Origin of the sequence: Enterobacter sp. SM3 (assembly GCF_009811935.2) — a bacterium.
In the GTDB taxonomy this organism is placed as follows: Bacteria; Pseudomonadota; Gammaproteobacteria; order Enterobacterales; family Enterobacteriaceae; genus Enterobacter; species Enterobacter asburiae_D.
In genome coordinates this window covers 4780275-4799363 of record NZ_CP099971.1, presented here as the reverse complement: position 1 = coordinate 4799363, position 19089 = coordinate 4780275, and the positions used below count along the sequence as shown (strand labels likewise).

General features: G+C 53.6%; 15 protein-coding genes and 1 pseudogene. 8 read left to right on the top strand and 8 right to left on the bottom strand.

Annotated elements, in window-relative coordinates; all coding sequences use genetic code 11:
• Positions 1-175 precede the first annotated feature (175 nt).
• Positions 176-1549 (top strand): oxygen-independent coproporphyrinogen III oxidase, encoded by a 1374-nt coding sequence (gene hemN, locus GVO84_RS22510; RefSeq protein WP_159515161.1) that lies wholly within the window; start codon positions 176-178, stop codon positions 1547-1549.
• A 100-nt stretch (positions 1550-1649) separates the two neighbouring features.
• Here hemN and GVO84_RS22505 read toward each other — a convergent pair whose 3' ends face one another.
• From GVO84_RS22505 to glnA, 4 genes are all read right to left on the bottom strand, one after another.
• Positions 1650-1760 (bottom strand): YshB family small membrane protein, encoded by a 111-nt coding sequence (locus GVO84_RS22505; RefSeq protein ID WP_023333898.1) that lies wholly within the window; start codon positions 1758-1760, stop codon positions 1650-1652.
• 111 nt (positions 1761-1871) lie between these two features.
• Positions 1872-3284: a nitrogen regulation protein NR(I) gene (gene glnG / locus GVO84_RS22500; RefSeq protein ID WP_023309765.1), complete on the bottom strand. Its 1413-nt coding sequence runs from the start codon at positions 3282-3284 to the stop codon at positions 1872-1874.
• An 11-nt stretch (positions 3285-3295) separates the two neighbouring features.
• On the bottom strand, positions 3296-4345 hold the full coding sequence (gene glnL, locus GVO84_RS22495; RefSeq protein ID WP_023333897.1) for a nitrogen regulation protein NR(II): 1050 nt from the start codon (positions 4343-4345) through the stop codon (positions 3296-3298).
• 170 nt (positions 4346-4515) lie between these two features.
• Positions 4516-5925: a glutamate--ammonia ligase gene (glnA, locus tag GVO84_RS22490; protein ID WP_014072406.1), complete on the bottom strand. Its 1410-nt coding sequence runs from the start codon at positions 5923-5925 to the stop codon at positions 4516-4518.
• Positions 5926-6303: 378 nt separating this feature from the next.
• On the opposite strand from glnA, the gene typA reads away from it, so the two are divergent.
• Positions 6304-8127: a ribosome-dependent GTPase TypA gene (gene typA, locus GVO84_RS22485; RefSeq protein WP_023333895.1), complete on the top strand. Its 1824-nt coding sequence runs from the start codon at positions 6304-6306 to the stop codon at positions 8125-8127.
• Positions 8128-8181: 54 nt separating this feature from the next.
• Here typA and GVO84_RS22480 read toward each other — a convergent pair whose 3' ends face one another.
• Together GVO84_RS22480 and GVO84_RS22475 are read right to left on the bottom strand one after the other, a co-directional pair.
• Positions 8182-11070, bottom strand: a complete 2889-nt coding sequence (locus tag GVO84_RS22480; protein ID WP_159515160.1) for an autotransporter outer membrane beta-barrel domain-containing protein — start codon at positions 11068-11070, stop codon at positions 8182-8184.
• 71 nt (positions 11071-11141) lie between these two features.
• Positions 11142-11759 carry a helix-turn-helix transcriptional regulator gene (locus tag GVO84_RS22475; RefSeq protein WP_159515159.1) on the bottom strand — a complete coding sequence of 206 codons (618 nt, stop codon included), beginning with the start codon at positions 11757-11759 and terminating at the stop codon, positions 11142-11144.
• A 547-nt stretch (positions 11760-12306) separates the two neighbouring features.
• Here GVO84_RS22475 and GVO84_RS22470 point away from each other — a divergent pair.
• The 6 genes from GVO84_RS22470 to fabY all read left to right on the top strand — a co-directional run bounded on the left by GVO84_RS22470 (position 12307) and on the right by fabY (position 16500).
• Positions 12307-13050: a winged helix-turn-helix domain-containing protein gene (locus GVO84_RS22470; protein ID WP_159515158.1), complete on the top strand. Its 744-nt coding sequence runs from the start codon at positions 12307-12309 to the stop codon at positions 13048-13050.
• A complete protein-coding gene (locus GVO84_RS22465) occupies positions 13047-13517 on the top strand; it encodes a hypothetical protein (protein WP_159515157.1) in 471 nt (156 codons plus the stop codon). Before GVO84_RS22470 ends, GVO84_RS22465 begins: the two co-directional genes overlap by 4 nt.
• Positions 13518-13605: 88 nt before the next feature.
• On the top strand, positions 13606-14205 hold the full coding sequence (gene yihX / locus GVO84_RS22460) for a glucose-1-phosphatase (protein ID WP_029740331.1): 600 nt from the start codon (positions 13606-13608) through the stop codon (positions 14203-14205).
• Positions 14199-15080, top strand: a complete 882-nt coding sequence (locus tag GVO84_RS22455; RefSeq protein ID WP_159515156.1) for a virulence factor BrkB family protein — start codon at positions 14199-14201, stop codon at positions 15078-15080. Before yihX ends, GVO84_RS22455 begins: the two co-directional genes overlap by 7 nt.
• On the top strand, positions 15077-15514 hold the full coding sequence (gene dtd, locus GVO84_RS22450; RefSeq protein WP_008501836.1) for a D-aminoacyl-tRNA deacylase: 438 nt from the start codon (positions 15077-15079) through the stop codon (positions 15512-15514). Before GVO84_RS22455 ends, dtd begins: the two co-directional genes overlap by 4 nt.
• 44 nt (positions 15515-15558) lie before the next feature.
• Positions 15559-16500 carry a fatty acid biosynthesis protein FabY gene (gene fabY, locus GVO84_RS22445; protein WP_008501835.1) on the top strand — a complete coding sequence of 314 codons (942 nt, stop codon included), beginning with the start codon at positions 15559-15561 and terminating at the stop codon, positions 16498-16500.
• An 8-nt stretch (positions 16501-16508) separates the two neighbouring features.
• On the opposite strand, the gene GVO84_RS22440 is transcribed toward fabY, so the two are convergent.
• Complete coding sequence (locus GVO84_RS22440; protein ID WP_159515155.1) at positions 16509-17429, bottom strand: alpha/beta hydrolase; 921 nt, start codon at positions 17427-17429, stop codon at positions 16509-16511.
• Between the two features lie 414 nt (positions 17430-17843).
• A pseudogene (locus tag GVO84_RS22435) lies at positions 17844-18959 on the bottom strand (hemagglutinin repeat-containing protein); the annotation flags it as partial.
• Positions 18960-19089 lie beyond the last annotated feature (130 nt).

Sequence of the window (19089 nt, the reverse complement as noted above, 5' to 3'; positions counted from 1 at the left end):
CAGGCACGATAGTCCTGCTTATAACCCTTCCGGTTATATGTTATCTGGTGTGGTTATTCGTTAAACTACGGCGGTTGTCGCGGCGACAGAAGTGGCTGCGCACCCGAGTGATGGCCCGCAACGGGGCCAGAACGGGCCGCCGTATACGAACGCGACACCAACGGAAGGAGTGAGCATGTCAGCACCAACTATCGACTGGGATTTGGCCCTAATCCAGAAATATAACTATTCCGGGCCGCGTTATACGTCATACCCCACCGCGCTGGAGTTCTCCGATGCCTTCGGCGAGCGTGATTTTCAGCAGGCTGTCGCGCGCTATCCTGAGCGTCCGCTGTCGCTCTACGTCCATATTCCGTTCTGCCACAAGCTGTGTTACTTCTGCGGCTGCAATAAAATCGTTACCCGCCAGCAGCACAAAGCCGATCAGTATCTTGATGCCCTCGAACAAGAAATTGTGCATCGCGCACCGCTGTTTGCTGGCCGTCACGTCAGCCAGCTGCACTGGGGCGGCGGCACGCCAACCTATCTGAATAAAGCGCAAATCAGCCGCCTGATGACCCTGCTGCGCGGCAATTTCAGTTTTAACGCCGACGCTGAAATCTCGATCGAAGTCGATCCGCGTGAAATTGAGTTGGATGTATTGGATCACTTACGCGCCGAAGGTTTCAATCGTCTGAGCATGGGCGTGCAGGATTTCAATAAAGAGGTTCAGCGTCTGGTGAACCGCGAGCAGGACGAAGAATTTATCTTTGCCTTACTCAACCACGCGCGTGAGATTGGTTTCACCTCGACCAATATTGACCTGATTTACGGCCTGCCCAAGCAAACGCCGGAGAGCTTCGCCTTCACCCTGAAGCGCGTGGCCGAACTCAACCCGGACCGCCTGAGCGTCTTTAACTATGCGCACCTGCCGACGCTCTTTGCCGCCCAGCGCAAAATCAAAGATGCCGATCTTCCTTCTGCCCAGCAGAAGCTGGATATCCTGCAGGAAACCATCACCTCGCTGACCGAAACCGGCTATCAGTTTATCGGGATGGATCACTTTGCCCGTCCGGATGACGAGCTGGCGATTGCTCAGCGGGAAGGCGTTCTGCACCGCAACTTCCAGGGCTACACGACGCAGGGCGATACCGATTTGCTGGGGATGGGCGTCTCCGCCATCAGCATGATTGGCGACTGTTATGCGCAGAACCAGAAAGAGCTGAAGCTCTACTACCAGCAGGTTGATGAAACGGGCAACGCGCTGTGGCGCGGCATTGCGTTAACGCGCGACGACTGCATCCGTCGCGATGTCATTAAGGCGCTCATCTGCAACTTCCGTCTCGACTTCAGCGACGTGGAAGCGCAATGGGATCTGCAGTTCAGCGATTATTTTGCGGAAGACCTGAAGCTGATTGCACCGCTGGCGAAAGACGGGCTGGTGGATGTGTCGGAGAGCGCGATTGAAGTCACCCCGAAAGGGCGTCTGTTGATTCGTAATATCTGCATGTGCTTTGACGCCTATCTGCGTCAGAAAGCGCGTATGCAGCAGTTCTCGCGGGTGATTTAAACTGCGATGCCGGGTGGCGGCTTCGCCTTACCCGGCCTACAAAAATGCGAAATGTAGGCCGGGTAAGCGAAGCGCCACCCGGCTTTTCATTGACAGCTCGCTAGCTAAACAGCCCAACCAGCGCCGCGCACAACATAGCCGCAACGGCTGTTTGTGGCGTGTGGCTTTCAGCGGCTCCGCTAGAGAGCATATTCACGATTGTTTCCAGCATGATGTTCACCCCCAATTTCCGGGCACGATCATACAAAACTCATCGGAACAGTAAAGCGCAAAATAACGGCGATTTGCGCTCAATTAATAACCTTTACACAGCGGCGTACGATCACTCCATTCCCAGCTCTTTAAGCTTGCGCGTCAGGGTATTACGTCCCCATCCTAACAGGCGAGCGGCTTCCTGCTTATGACCCTGCGTATGACGAAGCGCGGTGGTTAACAACGTACGCTCCATCTCTGGCTGAGCTTCAGACAGCAGGTTTTGATGACCGGAACGCAGCGCGCGGTCGGCCCACTGTGCCAGCAGCGTCGCCCAGCTGTCCGGCAGCGCGTGCCCGGTACTGCTTTCAGGCGCTGTCGCTTCAAATAGCTCGGCCGGTAAATCCTGAATCAGCACTTCCTGCCCGGCGGCCATTACGGTTAACCAGCGGCAGGTGTTTTCCAGCTGGCGCACGTTGCCCGGCCACGCCAGACGCGTCAGAGCGGCATCAGTTTCCGGGTGAAGCTGCTTGGCTTCCACACCCAGCTCGCGGGCGGCCACCTGCAGGAAATGGCGTGCCAGGCGGGGAATATCTTCCCGACGCTCACGCAGCGGCGGCAGATGAACGCGGATAACGTTCAGACGGTGGAATAAATCCTCACGGAATTTTCCTTCCTGCACGCGTTGCTCCAGGTTCTGGTGGGTCGCGGCGATAATACGCACGTCCACCTTCACCGGCGCATAGCCGCCCACGCGATAAAACTGCCCGTCGGCCAGCACGCGCAACAGGCGGGTCTGGACATCCAGCGGCATATCGCCGATTTCATCCAGGAACAGCGTGCCGCCGTCAGCCTGTTCGAACCGCCCCTGACGAATGGTATTTGCGCCTGTAAATGCCCCTTTTTCATGGCCGAACAGTTCGGACTCAATCAAATCCTTTGGGATCGCCGCCATATTCAGGGCGATGAACGGCGCTTTTGCCCGTGGGCTATGGCGATGCAATGCATGCGCCACAAGCTCTTTACCGGTTCCCGATTCACCGTTAATCAATACGCTGATGGACGAGCGGGACAAACGACCAATAATGCGAAACACGTCCTGCATCGCCGGCGCTTCGCCGATGATGTCTGTCGTTGGCCCAAAATCGGGCGCGTGGCGCGGCTGTTGCTGCTCCTGATAATGGCTAATCGCGCGCTCAACCAGCGCCACCGCTTCGTCGATATCAAACGGTTTGGGCAGGTAATCGAACGCCCCTTGCTGGTAGGCACTTACTGCGGCATCCAGATCGGAGTGCGCGGTCATAATGATGACCGGAAGCATAGGGTGGCGTTGTTTGATCTGCTTTAACAGCGCCAGCCCGTCCATGCCCGGCATGCGAATATCCGAAAGCAGAACATCTGGCGTTTTGGTGGTGAGTGCGTCGAGCACTTCGCTGCCGCTCTCAAACGTCGTGCAGCTTAATCCCGCCCCTGTGAGCGCGCGTTCAAGCACCCAACGGATGGAGCTATCGTCATCGACTACCCAGACTATCCCTCGTTGCATAAACGTCACCTTTATTTTTTAATCGGCAGGAAAACCGAAAACTCGGTATGTCCCGGCCAACTGGTAAATTCAATTTTCCCGGAGTGTTGATCGATCAAACTGCGGGCAATGGATAAGCCCAGGCCGGTACCGCCTTCGCGACCGCTTACCATCGGGTAGAACAGGGTGTCCTGCAGATGCGATGGAATGCCGGGCCCGTTATCCTCAACGTCGATTCGGGCCGCCAGCCGGTAGCGCACGCCGTGTAACGTGAGCTGGAAGGCGGTGCGGGTGCGTAAAATAATCTCGCCCCCTTCAGGTCCCAGCGCCTGCAGGGCATTACGCACAATATTCAACAGGACCTGCTCAATCTGGTCCGGGTCATGGGCCAGTTCCGGCAGGCTTGGGTCGTAATCACGTACCAGCGTGACGTTCTCCGGCAGCTCCATTGAGACGAGCTTCACCACCCGCTCAGCCACTTTATGGATGCTTTCAGTGACGTGCATTCCCGGCTGCTGCGGACCGAGAAGACGGTCTACCAGATTCCGCAGACGGTCCGCCTGCTCAATGATGACGTTGGTATACTCCGCCAGCGCGGGGTCGGGTAGCGCCTTGGTCAGAAGCTGCGCCGCGCCGCGTAATCCACCCAGCGGGTTTTTGATTTCATGCGCCAGACCGCGCACCAGGTCACGGGCGGCAATTTGCTGCGCATGCTGAAGCTGTTCCTGGCTCAGTCGACGCTGGTTATCCATCGGCGCCATTTCCAGCAGGATCATCCCATCGGGAAGACGCTGCGCGGTCAGCGACAGAATGTGCGAGCGCCCGTCGATCACCAGCGTCACTTCGTTATCGGTAAACCCCTGGCCAGCCTGCAAACTTTCCTGCATCAGGCCAATATTCAGCGAAAAATAGCTCAGGAGTTCAGGAAGCGGGGTGCCGAACAGTTTACGTGCGCTTTGGGCGAGCAGCTGCTGCGCCGCCGGGTTGGCGTAATGAACGGCCAGCTCGTCATCGACCAGCAAAATGCTGTTAATCAAAGAATTGAGAATCTGCCCAGCATCGGGCAGCGTGCCAGTTGCCATTCAGCAGTCTCCTGGAGTTGTTTGCACTGTTTTAGTGCAGTATAGCGTTTTCGGCGTAAAAAGCGCGTGAGATCAGGTTGTTGGTGGAGAAAAAAGCCCATCCGGAGATGGGCTAAAAGTTTCCACGGCAACTACCCCCGGCGCTTATCACGCCGGGTAAAACAACTTTATTAAACGCTGTAGTACAGCTCGAACTCAACCGGGTGTGGCGTCATACGCACACGGTCGTTCTCTTCAATACGCAGAGCGATGTAAGCGTCGATCGCTTCATCAGTAAACACACCGCCCGCAGTCAGGAACTCACGGTCTGCGTCCAGCGCCTGCAGGGCTTCTTCCAGAGAGCCAGCAACCTGTGGGATCTCTTTCGCTTCTTCTGGCGGCAGGTCGTACAGGTTTTTGTCCATCGCTTCGCCCGGGTGGATCTTGTTCTTGATACCGTCCAGACCGGCCATCAGCAGTGCTGCGAAGCACAGGTATGGGTTAGCCGCTGGATCCGGGAAGCGCACTTCGATACGACGTGCTTTAGGAGAAGCCACCACCGGGATACGGATAGAAGCAGAACGGTTACGTGCAGAGTAGGCCAGCATCACTGGCGCTTCGTAGCCCGGGACCAGACGTTTGTAGGAGTTAGTGGTTGGGTTCGCCAGGGCGTTGATCGCTTTAGCGTGTTTGATAACACCACCGATGTAGTGCAGCGCCTGCTCGGACAGACCGGCATATTTGTCGCCAGAGAACAGGTTGGTCCCGTTCTTGGACAGAGACATGTGGCAGTGCATACCGGAACCGTTATCGCCAAACATTGGTTTTGGCATGAAGGTCGCGGTTTTACCGAAACGGTGCGCAACGTTGTGCACAACGTATTTGTAGATCTGAATCTCATCCGCTTTCTTGGTCATGGTGTTGAAGCGGGTAGCGATTTCGTTCTGGCCAGCGGTCGCCACTTCGTGGTGGTGCGCTTCAACGACCAGGCCCATCTCTTCCATGATCAGACACATGGTAGAACGGATGTCCTGTGAAGAATCGACCGGAGGAACCGGGAAGTAACCGCCTTTCACGCCAGGACGGTGACCTTTGTTACCACCTTCGTATTTGGTGGAAGAGTTCCATGCGCCTTCGATGTCGTCGATAGCCACGTGGGAACCAGAAATTGAAGCGCCGAAACGGATGTCGTCAAACAGGAAGAACTCTGGCTCTGGCCCGAACAGAACGGTGTCTGCGATGCCGGTAGAACGCAGGTACTCTTCAGCACGTTTTGCGATAGAACGTGGGTCGCGGTCGTAGCCCTGCAGCGTGCCTGGCTCGAGGATGTCGCAACGGATGATCAGGGTTGGTTCTTCGAAGAACGGGTCAATGAGCGCAGTGGTCGCGTCCGGCATCAGAACCATGTCGGATTCGTTAATGCCTTTCCAGCCACCAATGGAGGAGCCGTCAAACATTTTGCCTTCTTCAAAGAATTCGGCGTTCACCTGATGAGCAGGGATTGTGACGTGCTGTTCTTTACCTTTGGTATCGGTGAAGCGCAGATCAACAAACTTCACTTCATGTTCGTTCAGCATCGTCAAAACGTGTTCAGCGGACATACTTAACTCTCCAGATTGGTCATTGTCGTCGTGGTAACGAGGTCTTCAATTTCTGTTTGTACTGGCTGTTGCCATGTATTTTTTATAAAGCGAAATCTGTGCCAACTTTTAAAACACCCCAAAAAGGCGTTATCATGCGCACCATAGTGCAAAAGGGCTGCACCACGATGGATTTGTTGCACCAGTATAGTGCTTCAATGTGAACATTGAGCACCATATTGGTGCAATTTACGTTAAAGTGCCCTTTTACCGCTCCGTGAAAGCGATCACAAAGCATCTCTGCAATACTTGTTTGCGGGGGATGTTTGTGATCCTGTTTTGTAGTGCGATTAATCCGTGTACAATAACGCGCTATTTCTAAATGCCTGAGGCAAAGTTGTGATCGAAAATTTGCGTAACATCGCCATCATCGCGCACGTAGACCATGGTAAAACTACCCTGGTTGACAAGCTGCTGCAGCAATCCGGTACGTTTGATGCGCGTGCCGAAACCCAAGAACGCGTGATGGACTCCAACGATTTGGAGAAAGAGCGTGGGATTACCATCCTCGCGAAAAACACCGCGATTAAATGGAATGACTACCGTATCAACATCGTTGATACCCCAGGGCACGCCGACTTCGGTGGTGAAGTTGAACGTGTAATGTCCATGGTAGACTCCGTTCTGCTGGTCGTTGACGCAATGGATGGCCCAATGCCACAGACGCGCTTCGTGACCAAAAAAGCTTTTGCCCATGGTCTGAAGCCAATCGTTGTTATCAACAAAGTTGACCGCCCTGGCGCGCGTCCTGACTGGGTTGTTGACCAGGTCTTCGACCTGTTCGTTAACCTCGACGCGACCGACGAGCAGCTGGACTTCCCTATCGTTTACGCCTCTGCGCTGAACGGTATCGCAGGTCTGGACCACGAAGACATGGCTGAAGACATGACCCCGCTGTATCAGGCGATTGTTGACCGTGTTCCTGCACCAAACGTCGATCTCGACGGCACCCTGCAGATGCAGATCTCTCAGCTCGACTACAACAACTACGTTGGCGTAATCGGCATTGGTCGTATCAAGCGCGGTAAAGTGAAGCCTAACCAGCAGGTTACTATCATCGATAGCGAAGGCAAAACCCGTAACGGTAAAGTCGGTAAAGTACTGACTCACCTGGGTCTTGAGCGTATCGAGAGTGACGTTGCGGAAGCGGGCGACATCATCGCTATCACCGGTCTGGGTGAACTGAACATCTCCGACACCATCTGCGATCCGCAGAACGTCGAAGCGCTGCCAGCCCTGTCCGTTGATGAACCAACCGTATCCATGTTCTTCAACGTCAACACCTCTCCGTTCTGTGGTAAAGAAGGTAAATTCGTTACCTCTCGTCAGATCCTTGACCGCCTGAACAAAGAGCTGGTGCACAACGTTGCGCTGCGCGTTGAAGAAACCCAGGATGCCGATGCATTCCGCGTTTCTGGTCGTGGTGAGCTGCACCTGTCTGTACTGATCGAAAACATGCGTCGTGAAGGTTTCGAAATGGCGGTTTCCCGTCCGAAAGTTATCTTCCGCGAAATCGACGGCCGTAAACAAGAGCCGTTCGAAAACGTAACGCTGGACGTTGAAGAGCAGCACCAGGGTTCTGTGATGCAGGCTCTGGGTGAGCGTAAAGGCGACCTGAAAAACATGAATCCAGACGGCAAAGGCCGCGTACGTCTCGACTACGTGATCCCAAGCCGTGGTCTGATCGGCTTCCGTTCAGAGTTCATGACCATGACTTCCGGTACCGGTCTGCTGTACTCCACCTTCAGCCACTACGACGACGTGCGTCCGGGCGAAGTGGGCCAGCGTAATAACGGCGTGCTGATCTCCAACGGTCAGGGTAAAGCGGTTGCGTTTGCGCTGTTCGGTCTGCAGGATCGCGGTAAGCTGTTCCTGGGTCACGGTGCTGAAGTTTACGAAGGCCAGATCATCGGTATTCACAGTCGTTCTAACGACCTGACCGTAAACTGCCTGACCGGTAAGAAACTGACCAACATGCGTGCGTCCGGTACTGACGAAGCAACGGTTCTGGTTCCACCGATCAAGATGACTCTGGAGCAGGCTCTGGAATTCATCGATGATGACGAACTGGTAGAAGTGACTCCACAGTCAATTCGTATCCGTAAACGTCACCTGACCGAGAACGATCGTAAACGTGCTATGCGCGGTGCGAAAGAAGAGTAATACGGTTAATTCGTATTAAAAAAAGCCGCTGAGAAATCAGCGGCTTTTTTGTTGTTATTTAAAGCTGTATTTCACCCCCAGCATCCCCTGGGTATCACTGTAGCCTTTGTCGCCCATCTGCTGAGCCACATTGCCCCATACGCTAAGCTGCGGCGTAATCTGTCCCTCTACACCTGTCTTAAGTTCACCGATATTGCGAGTACCGCGCATTTCATTGCTGACATCATCCATGCGGATGCGCGTGGTCTGGGTATTGTGGATCCAGTTCGCTTCGATAAACGGCTGGAAGGTGCGGGATTTACCGTCGTCAATCGCGTTATGTCCGCTGATATAGGCCTTCACGCCGAGACGTGTCATCAGGTTCCCCTGAGTCTCGTCTTTCACCCGCGTGCCGTTGCGCTCGCGATGATCGTCAGCCTGCACGTCCATCCACACCACCTGCGCTTTTGGCTGGAGCCAGTAGCTGTTGCGGCCGCTTTCGCCCACCTTAACGCTATAGCCAGCTTCTACAGAGGCGGTTACGCCGCTGGAGCGATAACGCTCAGTCGCCTGATCCTGCCCCATCACCTTATTGTCGAACCAGTTATACAGCAGCCAGCTATCAACGTAGGTACCGCTTTTATCCGCGTCGTTTGCGTACCAGGTACCGTACAGACCAACGCTATAGCCATTCACTTCGCCACGTGAGTGGTATCCGGTCAGGTTGGAAGCACTCCGGCTCTGGCTGTTGCCGTAGCCCGCCATCAGGCCGAGATGCCACCGATCCAGGCCGTCTGTGCTCCACTGGGCGATATCACCACCCAGCTGCAGCACATAGCGATTGGCGGTCGTTTTTAACTGGCCGCTGCCGTCTCTGAAACGCGTATGGCCGCCGACGTTACGCATCCACAGGCTCGTTATTTTTTGCTCGCCGGTGAGCAGGTCGGTGTACTGCGTTTCACCCAGACGGTCATGCAGGCGGGTCATAAACAGCGTATTTGCCGCATAGCTGTTCGCCTGATAGCTACCAAATTCCGGGCGATACTGATGCTCGCTTTTCGGTGGTGCAGCAGGGGGAACCGGTTCCTGCGGCGGAATCACCGGATCGACGGGTGGATCTACCGGGTCGACAGGCGGGTCCACAGGGTCAACAGGTGGGTCTACGGGATCCACCGGTGGGTCCACAGGGTCAACCGGTGGGTCAACGGGCTCAACCAGGCTGGTCAGAAACCAGTTTTTCCCTTTTTGCACAACGTTATAGTCATAGCCTCCCGCCACGATACGGCTGGCCTTCTCAAACGTTCCGTCAGAGTTGCCGCCCACGCTGACAATTTCAATCCCTTCTACGGTTTGTGCGCCAGTACCGCCAATGTTATTCACTTCCACCCCGGTATGACCGGAGGTGTTGCCTTCAACGATTAGTTTGTCCGTTTCCGAGGCGTCGTCAAACAGCACGGTATTGAAAACCAGCTTGCCGCCGTTGCCGATAAAATCGTCGCTGATGGTCAGGGTTTGCCACGCCGCATCCTCAGAATGCTGGAAATTAATCGTGCCGCCCGCATTCAGCGTCAGGCTGGTCAGCGTCGAGCTGTCGTGCATATTCCACACGGCATCATTCATCGTAAGCGCGATAGTCCCGGTACCGTTGGCGTTGCTCTCAATATAAGACGCCCCGTTCCAGAGTGAGTTGTCATCCATATTCAGCGTAATGGTACTGTTTTGAGCCGGAAGCGTGCTGGTGGCCGCGACCCCGCCTGCGGAGAGGATGTCGCCGTTGAGGACAAATTTTCCGCCCGCAGAGGCATCAATCACGCCACCGTTGCCGGCGTTCAGAGCGTAGCTTCCGCTGTCACGCTGGCCTGCGGTGGTAACGGTTGCGCCACCCTCAAGCGTTATCACGCCGCGTGACCAGGCATACATCCCTTGCGGCGCTTGCGCGGAGCTGCTGGTTTTCGCGCTGCTGTTGACCGCAATGGTGACGTTATCTCCAAGATTCACCGCGCCTGTGTACGCATAGACGCCATGCGCGCTGGCACCGTTGGTGGTGATGGTCGCGCCCTCATCAAGGGTGATGGTTGACGAGCCGGTAGAATAAACCCCGGAGGCGCTGGCCGCGTCGGTGGTTATCGCCGCTTTTTTTCCCAGCTCAATTTTGGATGCGGAACCTGCATACAGGCCGTAGGCCGATGTGCCGTACGTTTCGATGGCGGCCTCATTCCCCAGACGTACGTATGAGCCGCTCTGGTTGGTACGAATCCCCTCGGCGTAGGTTCCACGCGTAACAATATGCGCACGATCGCCGACGATAACGTTATTTTTGGCCTTTGACGCATCATTTAGCGCATAGGCGCTGATGCCTCGACCGGTACTGCCGGTGGTTTCGATATAGAGATCGTCACCCACATAAATATTGGCGGAGCCGAGAGATCCCTGGCTGAAGGAGCTGTATCCGGCATTGATGCCATCACCGCTTTGGCCATTGACGTAAATATGGGTGCGGTCGCCGGTAATGATAAACACCGGGTTGTCCGGCGTGTTCATACCATGGGTGCGAATGCCGTCGACGTCTTTACCATTATTGGCGGCCACTTTTGACTGGGTGCGAATAGTGAGATCGTCACCAAATATCACCCCCGGGCTGCCGGACGTGGAGTTCTGAATAACGGTGACCGAATGCTCAAAGGCTTCCGCCCCTGGTCCTTCGAGGGTGATCCCATCTCCGTAGATCGGGATATTACCCGCGCTGTACTGGTAGACATAGTTAGGATCGCCGGTATTTTTGCTAAAGTTCGTGTTTGCCGTTGCAGGAATCAGCGCCTGTATTTCTGCAGGCAAATCCGTTACTGCGCCGGAGGCAGGTAAATTAGCAAAATCTATTACCGCTGCATGTGCGGTAAATAGCGCTGACGATAACGCCAGAGAAATCGCAGCGGCGACTGGTGAGTGTTTCATTAAATATGGCATAGCTAGCCCCTTTCTTTCAGGCGTAGAACATCCTCCACAGCATTAAATGTGGGTATGTTAAGTGGTTGAAATTACAAAATAGAAACGAGAATTTTATGTATGCTGGTGCCTAATTTCCTTTCAAGTCGTATTTTATGAACATAAATTTTTTTAACATCAATGCTGTCTGTTTTTATAATCTCCTGGAGGCACGCTCCTGACAAAAATCGGTTAAGTAAAGTGAATTCGACGGTATTCAACTTACTTCCTCGTCTGCTATTCACCCGTCTGCCGGAGAAAAGATGGTTAATTTTTTCCTGTAATATAGCGTCCTTGTCATCTGAATAAATAACGCCCTTTATTTCATTGCGGTGATTGAATAAGTAATTAGCTAGCGCCTCCAGCCTGCGGTCCGTGATAATCACGATATTCATGTTGGTTATCGCCAGACGTTCAATCCATTGCGGATCGGCAAGTGCGCGCAGGTTGTACATCGAAAAATCTACAAAAATAAATCCACGTGATAAGTGATTCTTGTTCCCATGCAATATCTTTTTTTCAATTGCAGTCTGCAGGAAATGATTACCAACCGGCCAAACCGCGAACGAGGCGTTGCCACAGTATTGCGATCGTACTGCGTTATCTGGATATAACTGACAGGACAATTCACAGCTTATACAGCGGACAACCTTTTGCGACGATGTTATCATCCAGTCCACTCCTGTCTTATTTTCATAGTCAATATTTCACTGCCGCTCAAATGTGTCAATCTTGAAACATATTTGGTAAACCTGCCTTATTTACGAAAAACAATGGCAGGGAATATAAATTCCTGGTGGTCTCTATTCCGTCAGGCCGTCGTCATAGCGAAAGAACATCATCTGGCAGAAGTAAACCAGGAACATTCATCAATCCTTTAAGATTATTCGACAAAAAAAAGCCGAAAAGGAGATTCACGAAATAGCACTAATAGCTAAAAAATCGTTTCTTAAATCTGCCGTAACGTGAGTCTTTTCTCTGGTTGCGGCTCAATATAATTATTTGGCCTGGCGAAGTGTAATGAAATCTCATTATGTCGTTTTAGATGAGGTAAACCTAAGAAAACTAGCTTGTAACAGATTGAAAAGTAATACGTTGTTTTTAATCTTAGGTGGGGCGGTATCGCGTCCTAATCCATCTGACCTATAATGTTGTTAAATATACGTATATGTTTTTAGCGTATAAAGTTAAGCATTGTTATTGCAGAGGAAAGGAAAATTGTATCTCATTAACAAGTTGGTCGAGTATGATCCAGAAAACAAAACGCTGGCGAATCATATTACCGGGCGCTCGATACAATTGCAGCTTCCTGCCAATCTCTGTTTTCTTTATCTCGTCACTCATCCTGGGGAAATTATTTCGCAAAACCAGCTAATGGTGGTGGGGTGGGGAGAGCGCAATGACGTCACCACGCCGAATACCTTTTATCAGGCCATTTTGACATTACGCAATGCTCTGGCTGAGGTGGGGTTACCGCGCGATACGGTAAAAACGATTTCTCGCCGCGGGCTGATGCTTTCCGAAGCCACTCAGGTTGAAGTATTTAGCCCAACCGCTGAGCTGACAATCGTCAATAAAGACGTGGCAATAGCCGAAAGCACCGCGAGGCAGAAGCCGGCCTGGCTGATAATTACCACCGCGACGCTTTTGCTGATCGCGCTTATCAATGGGGTGATATTATATAAAAACCACCAGAACATGCCGTTTAGTCACTTTATTCCACTTTCAACGGGCAGCACGACCAGCGCCTGCCAGCTTTTTTATGCGCCTAATGAACATATTCAGGATCATTACTTGACTCTGTTAAAAAACAATCCCGGTCTGTGCGCCGAAAAACGATACGTTTTTCTCATCGGCTATAGTAAAACGGAGCGGATCGCGGCGTTTATCTGCAATAACGATGCGCGACGGGACTCGGCAGCATTATGTACCACGCATTATTTTTGGGCGCATGAGCAATGAAGACACTCCGGAACCGTATTATTTTGCTGGCTGCGTTTCTGATGGCCGCTATCACCAGCGGCTGGTTAGCGTATTCGCATTTTTCGAGTACGCCGATACGCTGTACGGGCGATGTGGAATGGACGATTGGTAAAAACCGATTTGTGGGTACGGTGTCCTGGCGGATGCAGCATCGGGAGGGGGCTACCGTCATTAACGGTAAATTATTTGGTCAGACGGTTTCTGAAGTTAACCGGACCATCTATTTTCACTACAGCTATCATCAGAACGCGCGCGTATTAAATAACGATCGGATTGTTAAAACCTTCGCCGATGATGCGGATGAGGTTGATATCAATGCAACGCTGCCGGGTTTTTATCGTACGCCGGGCAGAGAGCTGAGCCTGATGATCGATGAGTATCGCGGAGCCTGGCTTTTTGCCGCGTCAAACGTCCCTTCGCTGTACTGTCGAAAAAACGCGCCGTAGAAATCGATCGCACACCTTAGACAGCACGCATAGTCAAATCTCTTTATTCCCGCTACAGTTACTTCTCCACGGCGAGCAGGAGATAACCATGCTTTATATCTTTGATTTAGGAAACGTAATCGTCGATATCGATTTTAATCGCGTGCTGGGTGCATGGAGCGACTTTAGCCGCGTGCCGCTTGCGACACTGAAGCAGAATTTCGCGATGGGCGAGACCTTCCATCAGCATGAACGCGGCGAGATTAGCGATGAAGAGTTCGCTGAACGCTTCTGTCAGGAGATGGATCTACCCTTAAGCTACGAGCAGTTTTCACACGGCTGGCAGGCAGTATTTGTCGCCATCCGGCCAGAAGCGATCGACATCATGCATAAGCTTCGCGAGCAGGGCCATCGGGTCGTCGTGTTGTCAAATACCAACCGTCTGCACACCACGTTCTGGCCTGAGGAATACCCTGAAGTTAAGGCGGCAGCCGATAAGATCTACCTTTCGCAAGAGATGGGGATGCGTAAGCCTGAAGCGCGAATTTATCAGGCTGTTCTGCAGTCAGAGGGATTCACCGCGGCCGATGCGGTCTTTTTCGACGACAACGCCGATAATATAGAGGGAGCTAACCAGTTGGGTATAACGTCAATTCTGGTGACCGGAAAAGAGACGATACCAAACTACTTCGCGAAACAGCTATGCTAAAAACCGTTCATCAAAAAGCCACGCATCATACTCGCCCGCTGAGGGCCTGGCTGAAACTGCTCTGGCACCGTATTGATGAGGACAACATGACCACGCTGGCGGGTAACCTCGCCTACGTGTCGTTGCTCTCATTAGTGCCGCTGGTAGCGGTCATCTTTGCCCTGTTTTCCGCCTTTCCGATGTTTGCGGACGTCAGCCTGCAGCTTCGTCATTTTGTCTTCGCGAATTTCATTCCTGCAACCGGGGATGTCATCCAGAACTACATTGAGCAGTTTGTCGCCAATTCCAGCAAGATGACGGCAGTGGGGGCATGCGGTCTTATCGTCACTGCGCTGCTGTTGATGTATGCCATCGATAACGCGCTGAACACGATCTGGCGGAGTAAAAAAGCGCGGCCAAAAGTGTATTCCTTTGCCGTGTACTGGATGATCCTCACGCTGGGGCCGCTGCTGGCCGGGGCGAGCCTGGCGATCAGTTCGTATCTCCTTTCCTTGCGCTGGGCGAGTGATCTAAACGGCGCTATTGATAATGCGCTTCGCATCTTTCCGTTGATCCTGTCGTGGCTCTCGTTCTGGCTGCTCTATAGCGTCGTGCCAACCACGCGCGTGCCTAACCGCGATGCGGTTGTGGGGGCGCTGGTAGCGGCGCTGCTTTTTGAGCTCGGTAAAAAAGGGTTTGCCCTCTACATCACTATGTTCCCGTCTTATCAGCTAATTTACGGCGTGCTGGCTGTGATCCCCATTTTGTTTGTATGGGTCTACTGGACCTGGTGTATCGTCTTGCTTGGTGCCGAAATAACTGTCACTCTCGGTGTATACCGCGAACTGAAAAAAGCAGCAGCAGCTGAAAAACAACAAGAAGCAGACCAACCATGATTGCATTGATACAGCGCGTAACCCGTGCCAGCGTCACCGTGGAGGGAGAGGTGACGGGTGAAATTGGCCCAGGACTTTTGGTGTTGTTAGGTGTCGAAAAGGATGACGACGAACAAAAAGCCAACCGCTTGTGTGAGCGCGTGCTGGGCTACCGTATTTTCAGCGATGCGGAAGGCAAGATGAACCTGAACGTCCAACAGGCGGGCGGCAGCGTGCTGGTGGTTTCCCAGTTTACGCTGGCAGCGGATACCGAGCGCGGCATGCGCCCGAGTTTCTCTAAAGGCGCCGCGCCGGATCGTGCAGAAGCACTTTACGAGTACTTTGTTGAGCGTTGTCGCCAGCAGGAAATGAATACGCAAACCGGACGATTCGCTGCAGATATGCAGGTTTCGCTGGTGAACGATGGCCCCGTCACATTCTGGCTCCAGGTATGAGCCAACTGGCGGCGTGGCCGCGGGTAACAAGAGAGAGTACAGCTATGTATCACCTTCGAGTACCGCAAACGGAAGAAGAGTTAGACGCTTATTACCAGTTCCGCTGGGAAATGCTGCGCAAGCCACTGCATCAGCCAAAAGGCTCTGAACGCGATGCCTGGGACGCGATGGCCCACCATCAGATGGTGATGGACGAAGAGGGTAACCTCGTCGCCGTCGGGCGTTTGTATATCAACGCCGATAACGAAGCGTCTATTCGCTTTATGGCAGTTCATCCCTCCGTGCAGGACAAAGGTCTGGGGACGCTAATGGCGATGACCCTTGAGTCCGTTGCCCGTCAGGAAGGCGTTAAGCGCGTCACCTGTAGCGCCCGCGAGGATGCGGTAGAATTCTTCGCCAAACTTGGTTTTGTGAATCAGGGGGAGATCACGACCCCGCAAACCACGCCGATTCGTCATTTTTTGATGATCAAACCCATCGCCACGCTGGATGATATTCTTCATCGCGCCGACTGGTGTGGTCAGCTGCAGCAGGCCTGGTATCAGCACATTCCGCTCAGTGAAAAAATGGGCGTGCGCATTCAGCAGTACACCGGACAAAAATTTATTACCACCATGCCGGAAACCGGCAATCAGAACCCGCACCACACCCTGTTTGCCGGAAGTCTTTTCTCACTGGCCACGCTCACCGGCTGGGGGCTTATCTGGCTGATGCTGCGCGAGCGCCATCTGGGCGGTACCATCATTCTGGCCGATGCCCACATTCGCTATAGCGCACCGATAAGCGGCAAGCCGACCGCCGTGGCCGATCTGGGGTCACTGGGCGGCGATCTTGACCGTCTGGCACGCGGCCGCAAAGCTCGCGTTCAAATGCAGGTCGAACTGTTTGGCGATAAAACACCGGGCGCGGTGTTTGAAGGGACCTACATTGTTCTTCCGGCGAAGCCCTTCGGCGCGTATGAAGAGGGTGGGAACGAAGAGGAGTAATCTCTTGTTCATTCACCTCGGGCGCGCTTAATCCGCCCGGCGATATCCCGCATAACGTCTCGCGCTGACTGGCTGACGCCGCCAAGCTGAAAGAAGCCATGGATGACGCCCAGCCAGCGCTGAGCGGTACACTTCACACCCTGTTCAGTCAGATGCTGATACAACATTTCTCCCTCATCGCACAGCGGATCGTACTCTGCTGTAATGATATGCACTGGCGGAAGCCCGTAAAAATCATCGCGCCACAGCGGGCTGGCTTCCGGATGCTGGAGGTCAGTCTCTGCGAGATACATTTCATATCCGCTAAGCAGGGTATCGCGGGTGATAATATAATCCGTGCCATTAAGGGCATAGCTTTCAAAACTGGCCGTGGCGTCGAGCATGGGATAGATAAGAATAAGCTGTACAGGTTGCCAAAGCTTTTTAACCTTAAGCCTCAGCGCCGTTACCAGCGCCAGATGCCCTCCTGCGCTGTCTCCACAGAGGGTGAGCCGGTTCTTATCTACGCCTAATTGGTCTGCATACTGCCAGACCAGATCCGCACCTCTTTCAGCATCGTCATGCGCGGCGGGGAAGGTATGCTCCGGTGCCAACCTGTACTGAATTGCAACCACCCGGCAATTGCCATAGTAGGCTAACTGACGGAGTTGATTGTCATGGGTATCAAAGCCGCCGCTGATGAAGCATCCGCCGTGATAGTAGATGGCTGTAGGCAATATTTCAGGCGCATTGAGAGGTGAAAACACCCGAATGGTAAGACCTTCAAGAAAAAGCGTCTCCACCTGTACGCGCGTTTCTGTCTTCCCGGCAAGCCCCGTGCTGGCAATATACCCAGCTCGTCGTACCTCAATGGTCTGTCGACGCGACGAGGGCCGACCTGCAGCGATAAATCCCTGAACCAACTGCGCAATACCCTGTTCCAGTGCCATGAGAATTCCCTTTAACTGTATGGATATACAGTTTTATAACCTGGTTTGATTCAAAAGAAAATAAGAAAATTGTCGAGGATAAAAATCTGGAAAGCGCTTTGTTCGCCTCTCCTGCCAGAACATGTGCCTGCGAGTTATTTTCAAACGTATTCTTCCCGGCCTACGCGGTCGGCACTGCCGTTGTCAGATTATCTGCTTCGGTTTTTTCGGAAGTGCTGGTAGTAGATCCACCAACAACCTATTGCTCCAATAACTCCTCCCGCGATACTTCCTTTCAAAATTTTCACGTAATCAATAGAGGACAACTTCAAAGATAATCCATTAAGGAAAAAGTAAAAAAGTCTGATTAAAATCTGCATAGTTACAGCAGCAATAAATAACCCAACCGGAAAGGCTATTAGCAGGTAAATGAAGATTAAAAACCATTTTGAGACTAAGATTTTCATTTCCCACCGCCCAGTTCTTTTCTGCGTGATTCGCTTTATCACGGACAATCACCGTGCCATTTTCAACTGCAGCACGCGTGGTACCCTCCGCGCTACCGCTGCTGTCTGCCCCGCTCAGCATGCCGTTTGCCATATTCCCGGCAAACTGTCCTGCGATGCTGCCGCCGGTGCTGATGCCCGCGCTCTGGTGCTCCACGTTGTATTCGGCTGTGTTCTGGATATCCCGCCAGCCGAGCGTGCCGGTGTCGAGCCGGTTTTTATCCGCCGTCGCCGCTGAGGCCATCACGCCGCCGTCCAGCTGCGTGTGGCCGCCCACCGTGACGTCAAACCCGCCGGAGCCTGCGAATATCCCGCTCTGCTCCCGCACGGAGGCAAAATCGCTGTCCATTTTGTCGCGGCTGTAGCTGATGCCGCCCGAGCCGGTCATGGTGCCGAAGCTGAAGCTGCCGCCTGCGCTGATGTTCTTCTGGCTGCTGTCGTAGCGGTCAGTGTCCTGTTCGCTGGTAATGGTCAGGTTACGCCCGATATCGGCCAGCACGCTCTCCCCGCTGACCTGCGCCCCGGAGAGATTCGTATCGCGGCCGCTGATAATCGTGAGCGTATCCCCCGCGTTAACCGTGGTTTCGGTATGGGTGAGGGTGGTGCCGTTCTCCTTACCTTTCCCGGCATTCACGCTGGCGGAAACGTTGATACCCGCGCCACCGGAGCCATAGCCAATCCCGATGCCCGCGCTGCCGCCGTGGCTCTCATTTTTGCCTTCAAGCGTTGAGGTGTTTTGTGCCGACAGGAGGTTCACGTCGCGGCTGGCCTGAAGCAGCAGGTCGTTTCCGGCATCAAGCTGGCTGCCCTGCACCAGCACATCCCCGTCCGTCGCCACCACCGAAAGGTTATTTCCGGCGAAGAGGCTGCTGCCTTTCGCCGTGGTCTCCTTCATGGTCTGCGTCGATGTTGAGGACTGGCTGCCGTAAGAGAGGCTGATACCGACCGTGTTGTCATTGCCCGCCTGGTTGCCGGTGGCCTGGTCGGTGAGGACCGCCTGCGCTCCCTGTCCCGCGGTCAGTGCCCCTTTTATCGCCTGTAGTGCGAACGTGTCCTGCAAGAATGAACCCTGTGCCACCAGGTTATTATCCGCCTGCATCTCTTTGCCTGAATATATTCACTACTGTATCGTTATCATCACCCAGAACACCCGCGAGCTGTGGGGCTGCGCTGAG